The sequence below is a fragment of the Mycoplasma bradburyae genome (assembly GCF_024338845.1).
In the GTDB taxonomy this organism is placed as follows: domain Bacteria; phylum Bacillota_I; class Bacilli_A; order Mycoplasmatales; family Mycoplasmoidaceae; genus Mycoplasmoides; species Mycoplasmoides bradburyae.
This window is the reverse complement of sequence record NZ_CP101414.1, coordinates 89,041-113,453: the sequence shown is the minus strand read 5'-3', so window position 1 is coordinate 113,453 and position 24,413 is coordinate 89,041. Positions and strand designations below refer to the sequence as shown.

Genomic DNA, 24,413 nt, shown 5'->3' with positions numbered 1-24,413 from the left:
ATTATATATTTTAGTATAACCGAATTTTTTCATCCGGCTTCAAGTCGCCAAATACTTTGTACTCAGTGAAATAATCCCAGATTTTTTTTGATAATTTACATCTTGTTTTTAAATCTGCTTGAGATTTAAAAGCGCTTTCGTTACGACTTTTAACAATCAGTTTAGCAATTTCTTCACCTAGTCCTGGTATTACATTAAATGGTGGATAAATTTTGTTATTTTTAACGACAAAATTTAATGCATCTGAATGTTCTAAACTTACTTGTTCTAATTTAATATTACGTTGCAACATTTCAATATACACTTCATAAGTTGATAAAAGATCTTTTTCTTTTTCGGTAACTTTGAAAGCGGCATTAGTATTATTTCGTCGTGATTTTTCAATTCGTGTTGATATATCTTTATGCAAGCGCATAACTTCATTAATGCCACCAGTAACACAAGGAAGAATATCATGTTCTTTGATTTTAAATGAAAAGATTGCAGCATAAAACACTAAAGGATGATGAAGTTTAAATCACGCAATTTTTCACGCCATTAAAACATAAGCTGTTGCATGGGCTTTAGGGAACATATACTTAATTTTATTACAAGAATCAATGTAGTCTTCAGATACCTTAAATTCTCGCATGATTTCTTCGTATTGAGGTTTTAACTTCTTACCCTTACGCACATCTTCCATAATGCTAAATGCGATTTTTTTATCGATACCAATCGAACTTAAATAAGTCATAATATCATCACGACAAGCAATAACTTCATTAAGCTTATAGTTCTTTTCAAGAATTAGATCAGCAGCATTGCCAGCTCAAACATCTGTTCCGTGACTTAAACCAGAAACTCTAATTAAATCAGCAAAAGAAGCTGGTTTAGCTATCTTTAAAATGTCTCTTGTAATTTTAGTACCAAACTCCGGAATACCTAAAGCACCTGTCGCATTCGCTAAAATGTCGTTACCACTAAAATCTAAACAGTGTTCTAAATTAAATAATGATAAAACATCTTTATCATTATTAGGAATGTCTTCTGCTTTAACATTAGTTACATCATATAAAAACTTAAGAATTGTCGGGTCTTCTTGAGATAAAATATCTAGTTTTAATAAAGTATCATGAAGGTATTCATATTTAAAGTGAGAAGTTTTTCAATTAGAACTTTTATCATCTGCAGGATAGTTAATTGGACAAAAATCTTCAATTTCCATATCCTTAGGAAAAACTAAAATACCTCCAGGGTGTTGTCCTGTTGTTCTTTTGATTTCAGTTATTTCGCTAGCATACCAATCAGTTAAACGATCGATATCTTCAGGTCGATTTAGTTTTTCGAAATAATCGTACACGAATTTACGTGCAGTTTTTTCTTGCATGGTTGAAATCGTACCGCTTCTAGCTGTGTGCGATTCACCAAACATTTCCTTAACATAATCATGAGCTTTTAATTGGTAAAGACTTGAAAAGTTTAAATCAATATCAGGAATCTTTTCTCCATTGAACCCCATAAACGAGGCAAACGGAATATTGTGCCCTTCACCTTTCATTTCCCCATCGCAAGAAGGATTAATACAAGGTTTATTAACAAGATCATATCCGTCATCAATATCATTAATAAACTCGGTTTTTTTACACTTTTTGCAATAATAATATGGTTCTAATGGATTAACTTCTGAGATACCAGCTAATAACGCTACAATTGATGATCCTACTGAACCTCTCGAACCAACAATATAACCATCATCGTTAGATTTTTTAACTAGTAAATGTGCTAATCAATAAACAATTCCATAACCATTACCAATAATTGCATTTAATTCATATTCAATTCTCGATTTAATGATTGGATCAATTTGTTGACCAAATAATTCATCAGCTTTATCCCATACTAATTTTTGTAGTTTTTCATCAGATCCTTCAATCTTTGGTGGATGTAATTTTTGAGGGTATGGCAATAATTTATCGTCATCAAATAATTGCGAGATTTTCGCTCCATTTTGATGAATCAGTTTAGCTAAAATATTTGGTTCTTTGATGAAGTTAAAATCATTATAAACTTCCATTTTCTTACGTATATGTAAGTATGGTGTAATTAGTTCTCTTCTATTTTTATCTTCTAGTTCACGATCATAGAAATGGTGCAATCTTTTACCAGCCATCTCTGTGGTAATTAAGCAGTCATAAAATTTCTTCTGTTCTTTTCTTAAATAATGCGCTAAAGAACTAAATGTATATAAGATGTTTTCTTGTTCGCAGATCTTAATAATTCTATTAATAAGATCATAAACATGTTCTTGTTCAATATTACCTTTTGAAATTTCTTTTCTAAATAAAGAAGGTAAGGGAATCTGAACAAAATTATGATTTTTAATGATTTTTACAAGATTTTCTTCTGTGTCATATTTAGCAGCATGCACAATGTGACCATTAAGCGGATGAGATGAAACCAAAATATCGTCTTCGTATTTTTTAATATCAGATCAAAATAATTTAGGGGTTCCATAAAATTGATCTGTTGATGCTAAACTAACAAGTTTATATAATGCTTTCAAACCTTTTTGGTTCTTTGCATATAATAATGCTTTTCTAGCCCGAATACGATTAAATAAATTTTCATTTAATAAAGAATTAGATTCTTCTTGATCGTTTGAATCTGTTTTTTTGTTAACTTTTAAATTAGCAATATCATTAACTAATTTTTGTTTATCGTTTAAATCTAATAATGATCTTCAATTCTTAGCATAAACATTACTAAGCATAGCTATCAAACATTTAGATAAAACTTCGGTATCGTAATTAGCTCTGTGAGCTGCTTCCTTGTCATATTCGACATCTAGTTTTTTTGATAAGTTTTCTAGACTATATCTTTGATAACGGTATAGTTGATATGCTAATCTTAGGGTATCAAGCATTGGGTTATCAAGCTTGCCTAAATTGTATTTATCAAGTTTAGTATTAACTCAAATAAAGTCGAAATCAATACCGTTGTGAGCAACTAAAACATCGTTTTTTTGGATGAAATTCATGAACTGGTTAAGAACAGTTTTTTCATCTTCAGCATCAGCTAGATCGCTATCTTTTATCTTAGTCAAGTTTGTAGTTAATTCTGATAACGGTTTTTCATTTTTAATGAATTTTTCAAACTTATCTAGGACAGTAAATTCTAGTTGATTATTTGTTTTGTTAAGCGATGTTTTAATTCTTGTTGCACCGATTTCAATAATTTGCTCATAATAAGCATTTAAACCAGTTGTTTCAATATCATAAACAACAAAAGTAAGATCTTCAAGATTAAGATCTTTGTTGTTTTTTACAATAAATTCCGTATCGTCAAAGACATCAATTTCCAATCCATAATGAACTTTGATTTCAGGGCTTAATTTAGTTTTTCATGACACTAAATCAGGGAAGGATTGTACTACACCAGTATCAGTAATTGCGATGTCTTTAATTTGATTTTCTTCGCAGAATTTTTTCAAATCATTAACATCGTTAAGTCCGTCATGAGCACTCATTTTAGTGTGAAAGAAAAATTCATGACGGTCAGTATAATCTTCTGGCGTTGGTTTTAATCATTCAGGTACATCAGCTTTTTCTAAACGTTCAATATATGTATATAATTTTTGATCGCGAGAACTTCGAACTCTTACTTGAATTTTTACTCAATCACCAACTTTAAATTGATTAATATAATCGCTAGATAAATAATTAGCATTTCATAAAGAATCAAAAATTAAAATCGCACTATCTCTATCAGCTAGTCCGATTTTAATTCTTCTAAAATTTGGATTTTCGACATAATTAATCTGATAAATTTTAGCTCATAATGTTGTTAATGAAGTTGGTTCATTTTGATCAAATTCTATTATTGGTGTAATCTCAGAACTGTCAGGAATTTTATTGTATTCAATACATTCTTCTAGACTTGGGTATTTTGGTTTTTCTTTGCTAGTAATTTTTCTTGCTTGCGTCATCACTAATTCTTTTTGTTTTTCTTTTAGTTGTTTTTTATTAGCTAATTCAAGATCAAAACGAGATGTTAGTTTAATATCATGAAAACCTAATTTATCAAGGTAATCTACTATCTCATTATTTGATTCATCAAACATTGCTTTCATGTTTTGATTAGCAAAGACAATTTCATGCGTCCTATCATCAATACATTCGATTTTTTCCAAGAAAAAAGCAGGCTTGTTTTTATAACGACATATATCCTGAATACAGTTTTGTATTAATTCAGGAGTTCATAATGATTGTTTAATAGCAAAGTTAATGAATAGATAATATTCATTATTGGTATTTGTGTATAAGTTTGTTAAGCGAACTGCTTCTTCGTATAATTCTGGTGTTAATGGTTTTTTTAAAAAAAAGACCAATTCTATGGTCCTTTTAGACTTAGAAAGAGTGTGAATTGATTCTTCTGCGTTTAGTCTTAAATAATTAAGTAGTTGCTCAGATACAGAAAAGAATTTATTAAGTCAATTAATAGTGAAATGAATATCATGAACTTTGCTTTCGGTTTTATTCATTTTATTTATCCCCTTCTCTATCCGACTATTATTAAATTAATTATACTTCCCAGCGAAACTCAGATAACTAAAACAACACCAATCATTGTTGTTCAAGTTCATACTTTTTCATTCATTTCTTTTTTAGCAATTCTTTGATAAGTATATTGAAGAATCTTTGATCCATCTAATGGCGCGATTGGTATAAAGTTGAATACAGCAGTAGCTCCATTGATCGAAATCAATGTTGTTAATAATTCTTGGTATGATGCTGTTCTTGATGAGAATTTAATAACATCACCAGCGCCACCCATAGATCCGCCTCCTGTGTTTAATCCAGGTTTTCATGCTTCATATAAAACAAATCCTTTACCAATATTAATAAAAATATCTTTAAAGAATTTTGCTATCGCTAAACTCTGACCTTTAAATATTGTTTCAAATATCGCTAAGAAAAAACCAAAGGCAAAAAAATTAAAGATAATTCCACCAACCATTATTAATATTTGTTTTCAATAAGCAACTTTTTCTAATGAATAAGTACCTTTAGGTCTAGGCATTAAATAAAAGTTGTAATTCCTAGCATTTGGATCATCAATATAGGCTTGTTTAAGTTTATCGCTTTCAAGCATGACAAAAGCTCCAGCTAAAATCATTCGAAAACTAAAAATCATCTTCTTTTTACGAAGATAAAAAGAAAATAATACAGGACCTATGCCGATTGAGAATTCTTTAATATGCACTTTAAATATTTTAGCAAAAACATAGTGCCCTAGTTCGTGAATTGTTAAAGTCACTATGATCGAAAATATTAGTATAAGAATTAGCAGAGCTAAATTTGCGTAATATGAAATCATCTTTTATTTGCTTAAATGGGAGTATTTAGTTGATATCTCTTCTTTAATTTTAAATATTAAATCGTTTATTTGCCAAATATCATCAATTTTTTTATGTTTGTAGTTTCAATAAAAATCGATAATCAATTCAGATATTTGTAAAAAATTGATTTTGTTGTTTCTAAATAAGTTTAAAGCGAATTCATTGATACAAACTAAAACAGCACCTCTTGTAGTGCTTGGATTTTTTAATATATCATAAGCAATTTTAAATACAGGATATTGTTCAAAATCAATTTTTTCAAATTTAATCTGTTTTTGATAAATATCTAACTCTCTTACAATATTATTTTTATTGTTAAATTGAGTTAGTGCTGATTGAATTGATCAACGCATATCATTTGTACTAGCGTGTAAATGAATCGAATTATCTTGATAAATAACTCCCGCATGGATTGTCGATGTTTTTTCTACTACTGGAGTAATTTTAGCGATTTGAAACAAATGATACGCTTCAACAATTTCATAAACTTTATTGATAAAAGTAGCTGAATTTATCGAAATTTCTTCACCCATATTTCAATTTGGATGATTGATTGCATCTTGATATGTAATCTTTTTTAACTCAGATTTAGGTAAATTAAAATACCTTGAACCAGATGCAGTAATAATCAATTCTTTGATCTGTTTTTTATTTGTATTTTTAATTAAATCGTACAACGAAGTATGTTCAGAATCAATTGGAAAAATATTAGTTTTAGCGTTCTTTTTGATTAAGTTTAATTGTTTACCAGCGATTATTAAAGATTCTTTATTTGCTAGTAATAAATCTTTTTTCTTGCTAAGAGTAATTAATGAAGCTTCAATTCCCGCCGAACCATTAATTGCGTTAATAACAACTTTTGGTTTAGATTTATCAATTAATTCAATTAAGTCACTTTTTATGTTTTTGTTATGTTTATTATCACTATGACATAAAACATAGCCTGGATTTAATTGATTAATAATATTTTTTGCTTCAGAATGGTTTTTATAATAAGAAAAACCAACAAGCTCATAATTCAATCGACAAATAACATCAATTGCTTGTTTTCCAATTGAACCTGTAGCTCCAAGTACTAATACTTTCATATGATTATATTTATATTAATTAACTTACAAATATTCTAAAAATCATGAAAGCAATAAACACAAAACAAACACTATCAAAACGATCTAAGATGCCACCATGACCTTTTAGTATTGTTGAATAATCCTTTATTTGGTATTGTCTTTTCACATAAGAAAAATATAAATCACCAAGAATTGAAACAATTGATAAAAAGAAAATCATTAAAGCTACAAAGAATCATCAGAATCAAACAAATCTTTGGCTTTGTCAGTAAGTTGTTAAATAATAAATGTTAGCTATTAAATTATTTGGATCAACTTTATCAAGTGTAGTTTGTGATTCAGCTGCATTTTTTATAAATATCGGAATATTATATAGCACTGTAACAAACAACATTATTAATAATGTTGTAATTAATCCATAAATTGCTCCACCTCAAGTTTTATTAGGACTTATGTTGGGAACCATTTTGGTTTTACCAAATCTTTTACCAAATGCATAAGCAAAAGAGTCGTTCATACTTACTAATAATAGTAAGTATAAGAATGTAGTTCAACCATTATTTAATACTGTATAGGTAATTCCATAAATTCCACAAGAGAAAAAGATTCATAATCCAAATGCGTTTATTATGTCTTTTTTGTTGAAGCGATTAACTTTTTTTAACAAGTATAAGATTAATACAAAGTGGGTTATTACCATCAACCCCATTAATCCTAAGAAACTAAAATCAACCGATCCGCGGTAATTATTAAGTCATTCTAAAGATACATGAATCTTACTTGGTATATTATCAAGATCTTGATAGATGTTATGAAATTGTGTAATCGCTATGTTTGTAAATGTAATAACTAAATAAAATACTGAATTTACACCGATAAACCAATAAATAATTTTCTTATTAGTCCTGTAAAAAACATCGCCAATTTCTTTAATTCCCAAAAAGAAAGCAAGGAAAATAATTAAAGTACTAAAAACACTAAATGTTGTTCTTATCAATGCATTTTTAAGACTATCAACCAGGACGCCATTTTGTATAACAGGATAAAATGGAGATCAATCGTTATTATAATCAGCTAAAGCGCTAAAAAGCATCAATAAAATATAAAAACAAACAATAACAATAGCAATCATTATTCTACTGTTCTTGTTTGTTGTTCGGTTTTTAGTTTCTTGAATTCCTACATTCATTATAGGCTTAGTAAATCTTTTTCTTTTTTAGTTAAAATTGCATCAATTTGATCAATATATTTCTTGGTAATCTTTTCGATTTCACCCTCGAAAAACTTGTTCAAATCTTTATCAGCTATCTTGTCTGATTTAAGTTTATTAAGCGTATCTCTACGAACAAATCTAACTTCTTGTTTCGCTTTTTCACCAATCGCTTTAGCTTTTTTAACGTTTTCTTTTCTATTCTCTTCAGTTAGTTGAGGTAATTTAATGCGAATCTTATCACCATCAACAACCGGAGTTAAGTTTAAATTAGCTTTTAATAAAGCAGATTGAATTGGATTTACTTGAGATTTTTCGTATGGTTTAATTAAAATTTCTCTTGGTTCAGGAATTGATAAGTTAGCCATTTCAATTAATGGTGTTAATTCGCCATAATATTCAGCTTTAACATCATCAAGAATTTTAAGGTTAGCTCTTCCTGAACGAATTTTTGATAATTCACTTTCTAGTCAAGAAATTTTAGCATCAGCTTCTTTTTCAAAAAAATCAGAATAAATTTTAAATTCCATGTTTAAAAGTTAGTTTGTAATTGTTGTGTGTTTGTTTTTATTATCAATTGTTTTAATAATCGATTGATCAGCTTCGATATTAAAGATTAATAATTTTAAATTATGATCCATAGCCAAACTAAAAGCAGTTAGGTCCATGATTCTTAATTCTTTAGCTAACGCATCTTTATAAGATATTTTCTCAATAAATGTTGCGTTCTTGTCAATCTTAGGATCAGCAGTATAAACCCCATCAACACCATCCTTGCCAATCAGCACCATATCTGCATTAATTTGAATTGCTCTTAATACAGTTGCGGTATCAGTTGTGAAATGCGAGTTACCTGTTCCACCTGAGAAGAAGGCGATTTCACAATCGTTAAATATCTCAGATAAGCTTTTTGGGTTTATTTCTTGAGTTAAACCTTTAACTTCTAAAGCTGATAAAACTTTTGTTTTTAAACCTAATGATTGTAATTTAGATTCTAAAAGCGATGAATTAATAACAGTAGCCAACATACCGATATAATCAGCCTTGTTTATTTCAACACCAAAATCCTTCGCTAATTTTCCACGAAAGATATTACCACCACCTACAATCAATCCAATATTGTATTTTGATGATAAAGTTTTTAATTGGTTAGCCAAACTATTAATCTTGTCATAAGAGTAACAATCACTGCTGTTTTTATCTTGAAGCGAAGCTCCACTAATTTTAATAATTATGTTTGGCTTTTTCATCGTCTCTTTAAACCTCAATCTTATTTCATTTGAGCTTTAACTTCGTCCGCGAAGTTGCTAGCAGCTTTTTCGATACCTTCACCAACTTCAAATCTAACAAAGCTTAATAATTGAATATTTTTAGCTTTTGCAGCTTCTAAAACAGTTTGTTCTTGGTTGATTAAGAATTTTTGGTTTACTAAACAAACTTCTTCAAGGATTTTTTGAATTCTACCTTCAACAATTTTTTCTATGAAGTTAGCTGGTTTACCTTCTGCTAAAGCTTGTGATTTAGCGATTTCTTTTTCTTTTTCGATGAAATCAGCAGCTACATCATCTTTAGAAAGGAATTTTGGATTAGATGCGGCAATATGCATAGCTACATGTTTTAAGAATTCTTTATCATCAGTTTTAGAAGTTTCAATAATTACACCAATGCGATTGTTTGAGTGTAAGTAGATACCCAATGAACTGTTAGATTGTTCTTTGATGATTTGAACTCTTCTTAAAGAAATCTTTTCACCAATAATAGCTGTTAAATGAATTTGAGTTTCAGCAACAGTTGAACCACTTGCTAATTTTAATTTTTCAATTTCAGCAACATCTGTTATTCCTGTTTCGTGAATTAAATCAATTAATTCATTAGAAAATGCGATAAATTGATCATTTTTAGTAACGAAGTCGGTTTGCGAATTGATTTCTAAAACAGTTGCTTTTTGATCAGCTAATTTTAATTTAATTACACCTTCAGATGCAACATTATCAACCTTTTTAGCTGCTTTAGCAATTCCGTTTTCTCTTAATCATTTGATTGCTTGATCGATATCATTATTAGTAGCTTCTAGAGCTTTTTTGCAATCCATAAAACCAGCTTGAGTGCTAGCTCTTAATTGTTTAATTAATTCTGTAATTGATGCCATAATTTCACTAGTACATATTATAACATTTTAATAAAAATGAACTATCTGTTAATTTTTCATAATTTTAGCTAAATATTTAGCTGTATAAGATGAATCAGTATATTTGTCCACTAACTCTTGCGGCGTACCTGTACATACAACATAACCGCCTTCATCCCCGCCATTAGGCCCTAGATCAATCACATGATCAGCTACCTTAATTAAATCTAAGTTATGTTCAATAACAATCACTGAATCACCATTTTCAACCAAACGATTTAAAACGATTAATAATTTTTTAATGTCGTGAGAATGAAGACCGGTTGTCGGTTCATCTAATACATAAATTGTTTTGCCAGTTGCTTTTCTTTGGAGATGCTTAGCTAATTTAATTCTTTGCGCTTCGCCACCTGATAATTCTGTGGCATTTGTTGATAATTTTAAATATCCAAGACCAACATCACACATCAATTGCAGCTTACGATAAATTGATGGAGTCGATTTAAAGAATTCCAAAGCTTCTTCACAAGACATTTCTAAAACATCGTAAATTGATTTGTTTTTATATTTAATTTCAAGAGTTGCTTCATTGTATTTCTTACCATTACAACTAGTACATTTAACATAAACATTTGGTAAAAAATGCATTTCAATACATTTAACACCATCACCTTGACAATCATCGCATCGTCCACCAGAAACATTAAATGAAAATCTTGATTTTGTATAACCTCGAGTTTTAGCTTCAATAACATTAGCAAACACTTCTCTAATGTCATCAAACACACTGACATAAGTAGCCGGATTTGAACGAGGAGTTCTACCAATTGGATCTTGAGATACTTTTACAATCTTATCAATTGAATTAATACCAATTAATGATTTATATTTGCCTACTTCAACATGCTTATTAAATAAAGCTTTTTCAATTCCGTTAACTAAAGTTTGATTAACTAAAGTTGATTTACCACTACCAGAAACCCCAGTAACCACAACAAACTTATTTAAAGGGAATTCAACATTAATATTTTTTAGATTATTAGCACTAGCACCTTTTATAATAATTTTTTGACCGTTGCCTGAATGAAGTTTTTTAGGTATTTCTATAGTTTGTTTTTTAGATAAATATTGACCAGTTAATGAATCAGGATTTTGTTTAACTTCATCAACTGTTCCAGCTGCCACAATCTTACCACCATAAATACCAGCACCAGGACCGATATCAATAAGATAATCAGCAGCTAGCATTGTATCTTCATCATGTTCAACAATAATCAAACTGTTACCTAAATTCTTCATAGAAATTAAAGTATCAATTAGTTTATCATTATCTTTTTGGTGTAAACCGATTGATGGTTCATCTAATACATACAAAACTCCAGATAGTCTAGAACCTATTTGAGTTGCCAATCTAATTCTTTGAGATTCACCACCTGAAAGTGTTGCAGCATTTCTTGATAATGTTAGATATTCTAAACCAACATTAATCAAGAAATGTAGTCGATCTAAAATTTCTTTTAGAACGAATTTGGCAATCTTAGCTCTTTCTTCATTGAATTCTAAACCTAAGATAAAATCTAATTCCTTTTTAATGTTTAGATCTGTAAATTCAACAATATCTAAACCACCTATTTTTACGCTTAATGCTGCTGGCGATAATTTTTTACCATCACAAGTTTTGCACTTTTGTTGTGATGTATATTTTGAATAATAATCACGAGCCATTGAGCTATTAGTTTCTAGATGTCTTCTCTGAATTAATTTAGCAATTCCTTCAACATAATCAAGTTTTGAACTAACACCATTTTTAGATTCAATTATGATTTCGATCGGTTCGTCTGAACCCTCTAATAAATAATTAATCTCTTTTTTGGTTAGATTTTTAATTGGTGTATCTGGATCGATATCGTAGTGTTTTATTATCGAAGAAAAACGTTGTCAATCTTGCGATGAAGTATTAACTGTATTCTTGAAATAATCAATACCACCTTCGTTAATTGATAAATTTTTATCAGGGATAATTTTATCAACATCAGGTTCAAAAGTGAAACCTAACCCTTTACAGTAATCACAAGCACCAACAGGGCTATTAAAAGAAAATAATCTAGGTTCAAACTCAGGAATATTAAACCCGCATTGATCGCAAGAATGGTTTAAAGAAAATTCATATTTGCTGTCATCTGTAATGATATGAATTAAACCATTACTTACATTTAGAGCGGTTTCAATAGCATCAGTTATTCTTAATTTTGTTTGGTTATCTTTATTTAAAACAATCCGATCGATAATAATACTAATATTATGTTTTTGGTTTTTATCTAATTCTATTTTGTCATCAAGACTATAAACTTGACCATCAACCAAAACACGCATAAAACCTTGCTTGTGATATTTTTCGAATTCATTTTTAAAAGTACCTTTTTGCAGTTTAACAACAGGCGCTAAAATTTGAAGTCTAGTATTTTCTTCTAAATCTAGAACTTGGTCAATAATTTGTTTAATTGTTGTGGTTTTAATTTTACCGTGACCATTGACACAATAAGCATCACCAACTCTTGATCATAATAATCTTAAAAAATCATATATTTCAGTAACCGTACCAACTGTTGATCTTGGGTTATGAGAGGTTGATTTTTGATCAATAGATATTGATGGCGATAATCCTTCAATTGAATCAACATCTGGTTTATCATTGTTACCTAAAAATTGTCTTGCATAAGGCGATAATGATTCTAGATATCTTCTTTGACCTTCAGCATAAATTGTTTTGAATGCTAAAGAAGATTTACCACTACCTGATAAACCAGTAACTACAACTAATTGATTTTTGGGGATATCAATGTTGATATTTTTTAGATTGTTTTCTCTAGCACCAACGATGCTTATATAGTTAGATGTATTTTTCTTAGTTTTTTGCATTAGAACTCTTTAGTCCCTAAGTCGTTCATTAATTGGATATCAGAATCATTTAGAATAATTGCTGTTTGCGATTGATTTTGATATTTAAGTAATAATCCTTTAAACACATTGTACTCATGTTTGGTATTCAACTTAAAATTATGAACAAATAGAAGCCTTGGTAATTTTACAAATTTTGATAATAAATAAACTGTGATTGCGTCTGAACTAGATAAAAAAGAAAGGTAACTATAGTTAATTTCTTCGCTAATTCCAACATCTTTATAAGAACGGTAAAGATATAATTCAGTTAGAATTTTACGCAATTTTTTTGAATGATATTTTGTCGGTTTTCAATCAATAAATATATTGTAAATGTATTGTCATCGATTAATAATAGCTAAGTAATAATTCAACTTTGAACTAATCGTTTTAATATCAATTGCATTCTTAGTTTTTAAAAGTTTCTTTTTATATAAAACACGGTTTACTAATCGAACATTTTTATACAAGGTTTTAATCGTATTTCTTAACTTATTAAAACGATCAAAGTTCTCTCTTTTTTCATTAATTAAATTATTCGATAAATACTCTTTTTTATATTCCTCTTTTCGAACTTTATTAACTTTAATTAATTCTTTAATTGAATTGATTTTTTCTTCGATTTCTTTTTTATATTCATCTAAATTTAGTTTGATATGAGTGTTTGACTCTAAATCAGATTTAATATCTAAAAAATTTTGAACAATGTAGTTTTCATATCTGTTAGCAATAGCTGAATTAATCTTATTATTACTATCCAAATAATCTTTATATTCTTGTTTGAATTTTTCTTTTAACGTTTGACTATAACTCTTAACATCGAAATTAATCTTAGGGAAATTAGTTAAGCTATCTGTTTCAATTTCAATCTCGTCAATGAACTTTTTAATTTGACTTCAAATTAATCTTGTAGCCCAACGAATATTAATTAAATTACTATAAGAACTTACCAACGGACTCATTTGGTAAGACTTCATAAAATCTAATGTTAATTTAAAACCAAAAGCGTTAATGTAAAAAATTGTAGCTTGAATATCGTCGCGCGAAGTATTAGATAAATTTAAATAATAGCGATAAAGTTTTTTATAGCTATCAATCGAAATTTTGTAGATTGGATTTAAAACATTTTTCTTAAATTTAGAACTTCAATTACTTGAATAAACTGCTGATTGAAATTTATTGTTAAATAGGTTAAAGAAGTCATTGCAATCAGGTTGTAATTTATAAAGTTTAATCGATTCTTTTAAGTTAAGTTTTAATCTTCAAAGATATAGATTTTTATGAAAAAAATCATCAAGGTATCTACCAAAATTTAAGTTGTTTTCTTCAACCAATTCAACAATTAAATTATTAATATCTTGATCACTTTTATGAAGTGATATTTTAGCAATTTTTTTAAGTCGATATCTTAAGTCTGAATATAAAAAAGCAATTTGTTTTTTAGGAACTAAATCAATTAATTTATTTGAGTCTTCAATACTATCTGCCTTTTTATTAATAATTTTTTTGGCATTATTGATAAAGTTGTTGATAATATTGATATCAAGGTGCTTAATTCATTTAATTTTTTTAATTACTTTAGATAATTCATGAGCTTTAAACCATTCAATTAAGTAGTAAATTTTATCTGTATAACTAGATTCAATAAACATTTTTGACTGGTTAAATGAACATTGTTTTTTTAAACCTTTGACGTAATTATTTAAGATATTTTTAATATCGTTTTGTTGTTTTCTTTTATTGCTTTTTAAAGTTTTTATTTCCAACTTAACGCGTTTAATTTCATTAAGTTGCTCAACTGAATATGGACCATATTTTTTATTAATTTTCAAATTAATAATGCGTTGCTTTAAATTTTTAATTTGATCATCTAAAAAATATATTTGTGAAATCTTTTCAGATGTTTTTTTAGAATTTAGCAATTGATGGTTTTTTTCATTAATCGCTTTGAAATCCTCATCATAGTTCCTTAATGAATCAACTAATTCGGTATAATTTCTTTTCAATAAATTAAAGTGACTTAAATTAATATCTCTAGCATTATAAAACTGATCATTATATAACTTTATACTTTTTTCTAAATCAAGAAATTTATTATTATTTTCATCAAAAGTATTTAGCAATCTTTGAGCAATTACTTTTTTATGAAAACCAAATTTCGATCTTCAATAATTTAAAAACTTTTCTTTAATGTCTTTAATTAATAAACCGTTGTAAAAATTAGAAAACAAAGTAGTAATAATATTTTTATTACTAGTTAGTATTTCTTCATAATCTTTTTGATTAACATTAAGTACTAAAAGTTTAGCTTTTTTCTTAGAAAAAACTGATCGGTTAGATAAATATTTTTGGTTATCTAAATAAACTTCACCAACTAGCGGTTTGTTTGTTTTATTGAGAATTAAAAAGAGTTGATATCACGAATTGGCATGGGATGGTTTAATTTGAATTTTGTCATAATTACAAAATTTTATTTGATTAATTTCTTCTAATTTTTTTAAACCATCTTTGGTTCATGTGTAATAAAAAAGATAATGGATTTCAAAGAAAACCGGCTCGTGTTCTAAACTAAAAAATCCATTCATTAAGTCCATTTAATTACCTATATATGCTTATCTAATTCACTATTTAGTTTATCTTCAGCAATAAAATTTACGTGTTCGAATTTTTTCTCGCCGTTTTTAAATACCATATAAACTGGCACTACTTTAATTGCTCATTTATTGTCAGGATCATCTTCTGCTCAAATTTGTTCTTTATCAACATCAATTTCATAGCAATCGTATTGATCTTGTCTTTGTTCACATACTTTGTTAATGATTGGTGCGTTCATCTTACAAACACCACAATCTTCCCATGTAAATTTAACAAAAATTGGTTTTTTATTTGTTGAAATTATGTTTTCTAATTCTTTTAAACTAATGCTTTTCATAATTTGATGAGTAATGTCTCTTAATATCTTCTAATAAATAATCTTCTACAAAACAAGACAACCCTCTAGTTATCATCTCTTTAGATTTAGGATCAATAATGTAAAGATCGCCATTTTTATGTAATTTATATAAATCTTTTTTGTTGATTAATAGTTCTGATTCTTCATGCGTATCAAGTTTTAGACTGATAATTTTTCCATAACATTTGATCAGCTCTTCATCAACTAAATTAGCACCAACTTTATTAGTTACTAAAATTAAGAAAATATTGATCTTATTAGCTACTTTATAAATATACGAAATGATTTTAAAAATGTATGAAAAATCATGGTTTAAGAAATCATTAATATCGTTTATACAAATCACCATGTCTTTAATTTTTTTATCGGGATTTGTTTTGTTGTATTCATCAATTGATTCAACTTGGTTAGCTTCCAAAATCTTATTACGAAATTTAACTTCAGTCATAATTTTTTCAAAAAACTGACTGCTACCTTCAACTGAGTTAATTGTTGAATTTATTAAGTGTGGTAAATTGTTTAGTTTAGATAATTTTGAATTCGGAGAATCAACTATACATAGTTGTAAATCGTTTGGTGATTTATTAACTAATAAAGATGTGATGACCGAAAAAGTACATGCTAATTTACCTGAACCTAATCCTCCGACAATCAATAAATTTTTTTCTTTTTTAAGATCAAAATTAATTGGGTTGTAGTTATCATCAATACCGATCGCACAGTTTAATTCCGAATTATCAAAATCCTGCTTTAACATAACATCAGTTATTGATATTTTACTTTCATTAAATGCTCTAGTACTAAAGCAAACGCTGTTTCCTTTTTGATTAATGCTAACCACATTAGTTTCAAAAATATCAACTAATTCTTTATCTAAGTTTTTAATCTGTTTAATTTGTTTTCGATCAGCAAAATCAAAAGTTAAACTAACTTCAGTTGGACCACATTTTTTAACTGCTAATTCAGCTTTAATATTTTTTTCTTTAAATAACTTCTCTAGCTTGGTTACAATAATATCTAAAAAAGCTTGGTTAGCTTTTCTTTCATTGATTGATTCTTGTTTAATTTCTAAAGGTTTAATTTCTTTATAAACAGTATTATTGGCTTCTGAAAAAGAAAGTTCTTTAACATTTAGATTAGAATTTTCATAATACAGATCGTCGATCTGCTTTTCTTTAACAAAAGTTTCTTTAACAGGAGTTTCTACATTAATCGAATTAGATGTTTTTCATTTTTCATACATCGGTATGAAGTCATTGTTAATTACTCCACCTAAACTTCTAATTAATTTATTTTTTATTTTGACAAAGCCTTTTAGGTTGTAATAGAATCCAATGAAGAAAATAATGATAACAAGAAAAGTTATAGCAAGCCCAATGAAAATAATAATTGGGTATCTAACATTAATTACAACAAACAATGTATTGATTAATCCACCAGATATTAATAAAGGATTTTTATTATTTCTGTTTCATAATCACTCACCATTTAACCCTAATGTTTTAGATCATTCAGCAAAATAAAAATCAGAAAAATACTTATCCAATCCGTTAATTTCGGCAATTTTTTTTGAATATAAAACTGCATGAATCAAACCAAGAATTATTAACACAAAGATATCAACAAATAGAATAAACAATCAAAGTCTTTTAGATCTATATGTTATTGGTGTTATTCTGGTTTTGCGAAACATTAAAGCGATAAAAGTACCAAAAAATACTAAATAAACGATGTATTTTCCTGTTCCGAAAAACAATAGATCAAAGATTGCGCCATCAATAAACTCACCAAAATATGGCGCTCTTAAGAAAACTAAAAACAGAACAATCATTAGAAACGATGCAACCGTTATTCTAACAATATGACTTTTTTTAGAATCTGATCAGGTTTTAAGTTTAGTTAGCTTTTCTGTTACTTTAGCTTTCATATCGCTAATAATTATCCTTATTGTTCTAATTCAACAACACTAGTTATTACAGCTGCGTTTTTATATAAATTTTTCTCAAAAATCTTACCAACAACCTTGCGAATTGTTTTTTTGAAATCGTTATAATCACTTACTGAAATACGCTTTTTAGGAGTTTTTTCCATTTTATCTTTCATTTCCGAAATAAATGTTGTTTGAATTGTTCGGATCTGAGTTTTGCATTTATCAATCACTTCAGTTAGCTTTTGAGCTTCCTCGCTAACTCCATAAGTTTCAATATCAATAGGATCTAAGAATTCCATCTTCTTAGGTGACATGTACATTGATAAGGTTACAACTCCGTTACAACCCATTTGAAAACGTTCAGATAAAATTGTTGATTTAACATCTTGAACACCTGCGGTATCAATACATTTAGAATTTAAATGTAATTCTTCATGTTTATTACTTAACTTACCGTTGTTAAAACTTAATATTTCACCATTATATAAGAGAATTGGTCTTTGGTATTCTTTGAAATTTCCTGTTTGATTGACAACTTCTAAATATTTAACGAATTCTTTATATAATCCTTGAATCGGAATAGCAAATTGAGGTCTTAGCAAGTTTACTAAGAACTTATGATCTTCATTAGAAGCTTTAATAGGTAATACTTCTGAACTTAAACGTTTGTAAGTTACATCACATCTAGCAATTTCATCTAAAATTTTAGCTTCGTAACTTTCAAACCCTGCAATCTTAGGAGTTAATAAGATAAATCGATCTTCTTTTTCTAAAGTAAGACGTTTATCTTCACCAGTAGCAATTTTAGCTAATTGGTTATATAAGTTATGAGGAGTACCACTAACTACAATAATTGCTTCTTTCTCGTTATTCATTTCGCTGATTGGCATCGTTTGCAAATCACGAGAACTAAACATATTTTTCTTAATGATCGTGTTAAATAAGTTTATTGAAGCTTGGCTATATACTATGAAAGGTTTTTGTTGTTTTCTTGCAATTGTTGCAGCCGTAAAAATAGCATAAACATTATCATCATAACAAGCAATAATGCTACGCCCTTTAGAATCGTTAATGAATTTCTCAATTGCTTGCTTAGAGCGATGGTTTGGACTGGTATTACTAATATTTTTACCAACCTGACCAGCCCCAACGATTAATAAAAGCACTTTTTTATTAATCATCATCTTCAGATCCATTAAATCTGAACTGAAAGTCTTATTCTTATCATTAACAAGAATGAAATCATCGATATAAACGATTAAACCATCTTGAGTATTGATGCAAAAACCATAACTATATGGAATAGAAGAAAATACTCTGAAAGGTGTAACCTTTACATTTTCATTAATTTCGAATTCTTTTAAAGGATTTAATACAACGATATTAACTGATTTTTTAAATGGTTCAAAATCTCGTTGTTTTTCCATAATACTTTCAATAATTGTTTTACCAACTAAAGAGGTATAAATGTTAAGGGTTACAGGTTTTATTGATTTTAGTAAATATAATAATGATCCTAAGTTAGATTGAGAAGGGTAACCAATAAATAACCCCTTAACTTTCTTTTTGTTAATAGCTATATATGAATAATCAGGTATTAATTGCTCTACACCTAGTAAACTATTGATCGGTACTAAGCTACCTGTATTAAATAAATAGATATCATCATTAACTTCAAGTACTGAACAGTTCTTTCCTTGTTCGTCTTGTCCGCCTAGGGTGAAAAAATTAATTTTAGCCATATCTTTGAATTAATATGAATATATCAATAAAAATAAAAAAGGCACACAATTTTGTGTGCTCCATTTACTTTTTTACGAATTAAGAATGTCTTAATTCTAGTTCTGAAATCAAGTTTCTGTAAGCATTCAAATCGTTTTCTTTTAAGTAATTTAATAAAGTCTTACGTTTTGAAACTTTTGTATAAAGACCGCGTTTAGAAATGAAGTCTTTTTTGTTTTTTAACAAGTGTTCTGTTAATAACTTAATTTCTTCTGTTAAAACAGCTACTTGTACAAAAACACTGCCAACATCTGCGTCATTTTTTTGGAATTTCTTGATGATTTCAGTCTTTTTATCTTTTGATAATGCCATTTAATACTCCGAAAAAATTAGTGTGATATTGAGAACATCATTAAAATTATATCATATTTATTACTTTTTCTAATTAACATTAATGCATTTAGAAAAGAAAAATAAGAGCAACAAGCTCTTATTTTTGAATTAGTTGTTTTTAAATAATCCTGTTTGATTAAAGACCCCGGATTCTATGATCACTCAAGATAACCCACATACTCACTACCAACATTAATTCTTGCATGCTAATGAGCTTTTATTGTTTATAGATTAGCCTTATAATTAACTATTAGCTAATTAGCAATTACGCAAAAACTGTTTTTAGTAAATTTGAGTGCTTACTAAAAAACATAATAATAACTATTGATTAATAAATAATTTTATTACTCATTAGTTCGCAAAAAACTCAATGTTTTCGTTTTCAATAGATCTTATTTATTTTAATCTAGTTTTTTAATAATTTAAGCTACTCTTTATTAAATCATTATTAATGATTTCATTTTTAAATTTGTTAATAGCATAACTTACGCGGTGTTTATCGAGTTTATGTTCTTTAACAATATCACAAATCCTGCTACCTTGTAAAAACTCAACAATAATCTTGCGTTGATTAGGTTTGAATTTCTTAAGTATAATCCTTATTTCTTGTCTAACTTCATCTAACCTTAAATAATATTCAGGGCTTTTATGACAAACAGGTGGAACGTCTTCTTTATCTGATATGTAGTTAAGTATCTTTCTTTTGTTGGTCGTTTCTTTTTTAAAAATACTAATGATATATAAAGAAACATACTTACGTATATAAGCATCAAAATTATCATTTTTTGATGGATCAAAACGTTTAGATCCATCAATTATCGCAAGCGCTGATATCTGATGTAAATCTGATGATTCAAACGGTAAAGATGAGTAGTAGTTATAAAAAATTTTACTAGCTACTTTAAATGCGTATCAATAATATTTATCGATCGCTTTATTAATGTCTATTATGTTATTCATAATTAATCCATTTTTTTGTTTAATGAATTAATTATGATTGATATTAGAATTTTAGATTATCTATTTTTTCCCTATTTTTTACTAAGAAATTTCTAAATTATTTTTTGCTAAAAATTCCTTAACTTTATCAGAAACTTCTTGTTGATTTTTCAGATTTATTACTTGATCAACTAGTTCTTTGCAATCAGAATACTTTAAATTATTAATTAATTCTTTAGCTTTTAACATTGATGAAGCAGACATTGAAAACTCTTTTAATCCCATACCTAAAAGGATCGGAATTGCTAGTGGTTCTCCAGCCATTTCGCCACACATACCAGTTCAAACATTAGATTTTAAACCACCATCAATAGTCATCTTAACGATTCTTAATAATGCAGGGTTAAGTGGTTGATATAAATAGTTAACGTTCTTAGACATACGATCTACTGCAAATGAGTATTGAATCATATCATTTGTACCAATAGAGAAGAAATCAACATATTGAGCTAATATATCACTCATAATAGCGGCTGATGGAATCTCAATCATGATACCAACTAACGGTTTACCGTATTCTATTTTTCTTTCATCTAATTCTTTTTTAGCTTCTTCAAGAATTTCTTTAGCTTTTAATAATTCTTCAAGGTTAGCAATCATCGGGAACATAATTCCTAGACTACCAAATTTTGATGCTCTTAATAACGCTCTTAATTGAGTTTTAAAAATTTCAGGATTGTCATTAGTAAAACGAATTGCACGGTAACCTAAGAAAGGATTCATTTCTTCGGCAAACTTATAATAACTTAAGTTTTTATCACCACCAATATCTAATGTTCTAATAATTACTGTTTCATTGTTAGAGTAATCAAGAGATTGCTTGTAAGCTTTAAATTGTGTTTCTTCATCAGGTCAATTAGCTGAATCCATGTATAAGAATTCTGTACGGAATAACCCAACACCTTTAGCTCCGTATTCATTACCTTTTAGAACATCGCTTGGTTTTCCAATATTAGCAGCTACGATAACTTCATGACCATCTAAAGTAATTGCTTTAGGTGGTAAGTATTTTTTTAATTTTTCTTTGTTTTCTTCGTATTTTTCTTTTTCTTTACGAAGATTGCTAATATCAGCATCGCTTAGTTCGTTATAAACAATCCCTTTAACACCATCAATTGAAATCATATCACCATGATTAATTGTTTCAGTGATTGTTTTAAGACCTAATACAGCAGGAATTTCTAATGTTCTAGCCATGATAGCAGAATGAGATGTTCTACCACCGATGTTAGTAGCAAAACCTTTGATATATTCTTTATTTAATAAAGATGTTTCAGAAGGAGTTAAATCATCAGCTATCAAAATGACTTCGTGGTTAATTGATAATAAATCTGGTAAATCAACACCTAATAAATTAGATAAAATTCTTTTTTTAACATCACCGATATCAGATGCTCTTTCTTTTAAATAAGCATCATCAATAGCTTCAAACATCGCTTTAGTTTGATCATAAATTTTAGATAATGCTGTTGGAGCATTAGCTAAATTTTCTTTAATTTCATTTTGAATTTGATCAAACAACATTGGGTCATTAACAATATTTATGTGACCATCAAAAACGATAGCGATTTCTTCCCCTAACTTTTTAAGAGCAATTTCTTTAATTTCTTTTAATTGTTGCGAACTTTTTTCAAAAGCATTTTTAATAGATTGGATTGTTTCATCTATTTCAGATGCTGATATTTTTTTATCACTAAAGTTAAAAACCGGATTTTTAAGCACGTACGCTTGCGCTATTGCTATCCCGTTTGAAGCGCCTATACCATCGTATTTCTTCATATCAAAAATTTAATTAACAAATTAATTATATTTATTATTATATTTTTAAGCTAAAATATCAGAAATAATAAGCTCATAAATGAAGCTATCATTTGTTTTATATTTACGTAATTGTGCAAACAATTTGCAACAAACATTAGATTTATTAAAAAATGAAGAAACCATCATTTTACTCGATGAATCTGTTGATTTAACTGACCAAATACTTGAAAATAATAATATCGATAAAACGATTATTCACAAAGAAAAATTCAGAAATATTAATAACGCACTAAATTATTTATTTGAAAAATCATTAATTAAAACAGATTTTTATTATATTGTGGATGTTCGTAATATGATTAATGTTCATCTAGTTAAATCAATAAAAGACAGTTTAGTAGATAAATGTGTGTATTTCTGAAATTTAAAACGTTATCAAAACACTTATAAGCCGGTTATATTTAAGAAATTGTTTTGTGAAAATTTAGATTTTATTAATACCGTATTTTATAAAAAAGATATTCAAAAATTAGCCACAACTTCTAGTAATGAAATAACTTATTTTGAATTGTTATTTCAACACCTAGATGAAGAATTCAATTACAAATATTTAGAGCATTTTTGTTCAACAAACGAACCTGAATTATTCGATATGAAATTGCGTAAATATAATGCGGGTATTGAAGATCAATTAATAGCATTTTTAAACAAAATGATCGAGAAAAATCAACAAGAATATCTTTTACATTTTTTCGAAAATAATATAGATTTCCTTAAAAATATAACAAAGAGACATCTACGTTTTGAAATCAATCGTAAGATGTCTCTTTGGAAAATTGCTAATTGAAACTTGTGGAATTCTTATCAACTAATAACTAAGTATAAACCGTTGTTTAAGCTTGTTAAAAAGTAACGAATCACTTAACACTGCTTTCGTTTGATTAGATAGATATGAACTTGTTGTTTCATGAGTGTGTTCATGGAAAGATAAGATCAAGATTGCGATAACTAAACCTAAAGCAAACGAAATTAAAACTTTGTATCAATCGGCTGTTTTCATTGATTTGTTATGAATAAATTCTGGAACTAATTCAATGATTGCCATAAAGGTGATAATTACACCTCCACTAGCATTAACAATCGGTAATATCCAACCAACTTGTCTTAGTAATGGATTAACATAAGCCCCTATTAACATAATAGGAATGATCAATATTGTTGTGTAGAAGTTATGCAATGCAGCTCTAAATTTCTTTTCACCAAATTGAATTTGTCGATAATGAATAATGATAACTTCAATTAAAATGTGAATATTAAAAGAAACAATAAATCCAATGTTGATTTGACTAGGATCTAGAGTTAATAAAGAAACTGTACCACCTAAAACAAAGCCATCGATTGTTCTGTGTGATAACAACAGAATAATTACCAACCATGCAGCTTTGATATTCGGCTTATGTTCTTTCATCTTATGTTGGTAATCTTCATGTTCATTGGTAATATGTAATGAGTGGTTGTGCGAATGATTACAATGATCTTGCTTAGTAAAATGAATGTATAAAAATCTAAACGAGATAACTATTGTAAGACCAATAACAGCTCCACCAACAAGCATTCCTATCTTTATGAGGTTTTTATAAACCGTCTCGTAATGAATCAATGATTGCTCTACATAAACATTAGCACTTTCTGTAGCCTCAAACAATAATCCTAGCATTCCAATACTTATTAATAAAGCAGATGAAAATGCATAAAGATTTAGTTGTTGGTTTTGAGATAATTTTGGCTTTAGAAAAGTTAAACCAAAAATTAAGATTGTAGGAACGGTTAATAAAAAAGCGACATAAATAAGAAGGTTTACAAATGTAGCTAAATATTGATTACCATCAAAATAACTTGGTGTTAAGAAAATACTGTTATTCATTTAATT

Annotated in this window: 17 protein-coding genes; 1 reads left to right on the top strand and 16 read right to left on the bottom strand. The window is 27.9% G+C overall.

The genetic code is table 4. The annotated features are described in order from the left end of the window. Window positions 1–10 precede the first annotated feature (10 nt). The 15 genes from NMG68_RS00470 to ptsP form a co-directional block, all read right to left on the bottom strand. Entirely contained in the window at window positions 11–4,519 is a 4,509-nt protein-coding gene (locus NMG68_RS00470) for a PolC-type DNA polymerase III (protein ID WP_255034754.1), read from the bottom strand. 17 nt (window positions 4,520–4,536) lie between these two features. Then, window positions 4,537–5,355, bottom strand: coding sequence for a site-2 protease family protein (locus NMG68_RS00465; RefSeq protein ID WP_255034753.1), 819 nt, complete (start codon window positions 5,353–5,355; stop codon window positions 4,537–4,539). A gap of 3 nt (window positions 5,356–5,358) precedes the next feature. Next, a complete protein-coding gene (locus NMG68_RS00460) occupies window positions 5,359–6,465 on the bottom strand; it encodes an NAD-dependent epimerase/dehydratase family protein (protein ID WP_255034752.1) in 1,107 nt (368 codons plus the stop codon). A gap of 19 nt (window positions 6,466–6,484) precedes the next feature. After that, window positions 6,485–7,636 carry a phosphatidate cytidylyltransferase gene (locus tag NMG68_RS00455; protein WP_272416697.1) on the bottom strand — a complete coding sequence of 384 codons (1,152 nt, stop codon included), beginning with the start codon at window positions 7,634–7,636 and terminating at the stop codon, window positions 6,485–6,487. Continuing rightward, window positions 7,636–8,187, bottom strand: a complete 552-nt coding sequence (gene frr / locus NMG68_RS00450) for a ribosome recycling factor (RefSeq protein ID WP_255034751.1) — start codon at window positions 8,185–8,187, stop codon at window positions 7,636–7,638. Before frr ends, NMG68_RS00455 begins: the two co-directional genes overlap by 1 nt. A gap of 9 nt (window positions 8,188–8,196) precedes the next feature. Continuing rightward, window positions 8,197–8,907: a UMP kinase gene (gene pyrH / locus NMG68_RS00445; protein ID WP_255034750.1), complete on the bottom strand. Its 711-nt coding sequence runs from the start codon at window positions 8,905–8,907 to the stop codon at window positions 8,197–8,199. A gap of 20 nt (window positions 8,908–8,927) precedes the next feature. Continuing rightward, on the bottom strand, window positions 8,928–9,806 hold the full coding sequence (gene tsf, locus NMG68_RS00440) for a translation elongation factor Ts (protein ID WP_255034749.1): 879 nt from the start codon (window positions 9,804–9,806) through the stop codon (window positions 8,928–8,930). A 48-nt stretch (window positions 9,807–9,854) separates the two neighbouring features. Beyond that, window positions 9,855–12,704, bottom strand: a complete 2,850-nt coding sequence (uvrA, locus tag NMG68_RS00435; protein ID WP_255034748.1) for an excinuclease ABC subunit UvrA — start codon at window positions 12,702–12,704, stop codon at window positions 9,855–9,857. Continuing rightward, window positions 12,704–15,319 carry a hypothetical protein gene (locus NMG68_RS00430; protein ID WP_255034747.1) on the bottom strand — a complete coding sequence of 872 codons (2,616 nt, stop codon included), beginning with the start codon at window positions 15,317–15,319 and terminating at the stop codon, window positions 12,704–12,706. Before NMG68_RS00430 ends, uvrA begins: the two co-directional genes overlap by 1 nt. Before the next feature lie 8 nt (window positions 15,320–15,327). Then, window positions 15,328–15,657 carry a thioredoxin family protein gene (locus NMG68_RS00425; protein ID WP_255034746.1) on the bottom strand — a complete coding sequence of 110 codons (330 nt, stop codon included), beginning with the start codon at window positions 15,655–15,657 and terminating at the stop codon, window positions 15,328–15,330. Continuing rightward, window positions 15,644–17,605 (bottom strand): FtsK/SpoIIIE domain-containing protein, encoded by a 1,962-nt coding sequence (locus NMG68_RS00420; protein ID WP_255034745.1) that lies wholly within the window; start codon window positions 17,603–17,605, stop codon window positions 15,644–15,646. The genes NMG68_RS00425 and NMG68_RS00420 overlap by 14 nt, the downstream gene beginning before the upstream one ends. Window positions 17,606–17,622: 17 nt before the next feature. Beyond that, window positions 17,623–19,350: a ribonuclease J gene (locus NMG68_RS00415; RefSeq protein ID WP_255034744.1), complete on the bottom strand. Its 1,728-nt coding sequence runs from the start codon at window positions 19,348–19,350 to the stop codon at window positions 17,623–17,625. 79 nt (window positions 19,351–19,429) lie between these two features. Further along, window positions 19,430–19,702 carry a 30S ribosomal protein S15 gene (rpsO, locus tag NMG68_RS00410; RefSeq protein WP_255034743.1) on the bottom strand — a complete coding sequence of 91 codons (273 nt, stop codon included), beginning with the start codon at window positions 19,700–19,702 and terminating at the stop codon, window positions 19,430–19,432. Between the two features lie 435 nt (window positions 19,703–20,137). Further along, a complete protein-coding gene (locus tag NMG68_RS00405; RefSeq protein ID WP_255034742.1) occupies window positions 20,138–20,683 on the bottom strand; it encodes a sigma-70 RNA polymerase sigma factor region 4 domain-containing protein in 546 nt (181 codons plus the stop codon). A gap of 81 nt (window positions 20,684–20,764) precedes the next feature. Further along, the gene (gene ptsP / locus NMG68_RS00400; protein ID WP_255034741.1) at window positions 20,765–22,501 is read right to left on the bottom strand and encodes a phosphoenolpyruvate--protein phosphotransferase; all 1,737 of its coding nucleotides are present in this window, start codon (window positions 22,499–22,501) and stop codon (window positions 20,765–20,767) included. A 79-nt stretch (window positions 22,502–22,580) separates the two neighbouring features. On the opposite strand from ptsP, the gene NMG68_RS00395 reads away from it, so the two are divergent. Next, window positions 22,581–23,396, top strand: coding sequence for a hypothetical protein (locus NMG68_RS00395; RefSeq protein WP_255034740.1), 816 nt, complete (start codon window positions 22,581–22,583; stop codon window positions 23,394–23,396). Here NMG68_RS00395 and NMG68_RS00390 read toward each other — a convergent pair. Then, complete coding sequence (locus tag NMG68_RS00390; protein ID WP_255034739.1) at window positions 23,352–24,407, bottom strand: hypothetical protein; 1,056 nt, start codon at window positions 24,405–24,407, stop codon at window positions 23,352–23,354. The genes NMG68_RS00395 and NMG68_RS00390 overlap by 45 nt on opposite strands. Window positions 24,408–24,413 lie beyond the last annotated feature (6 nt).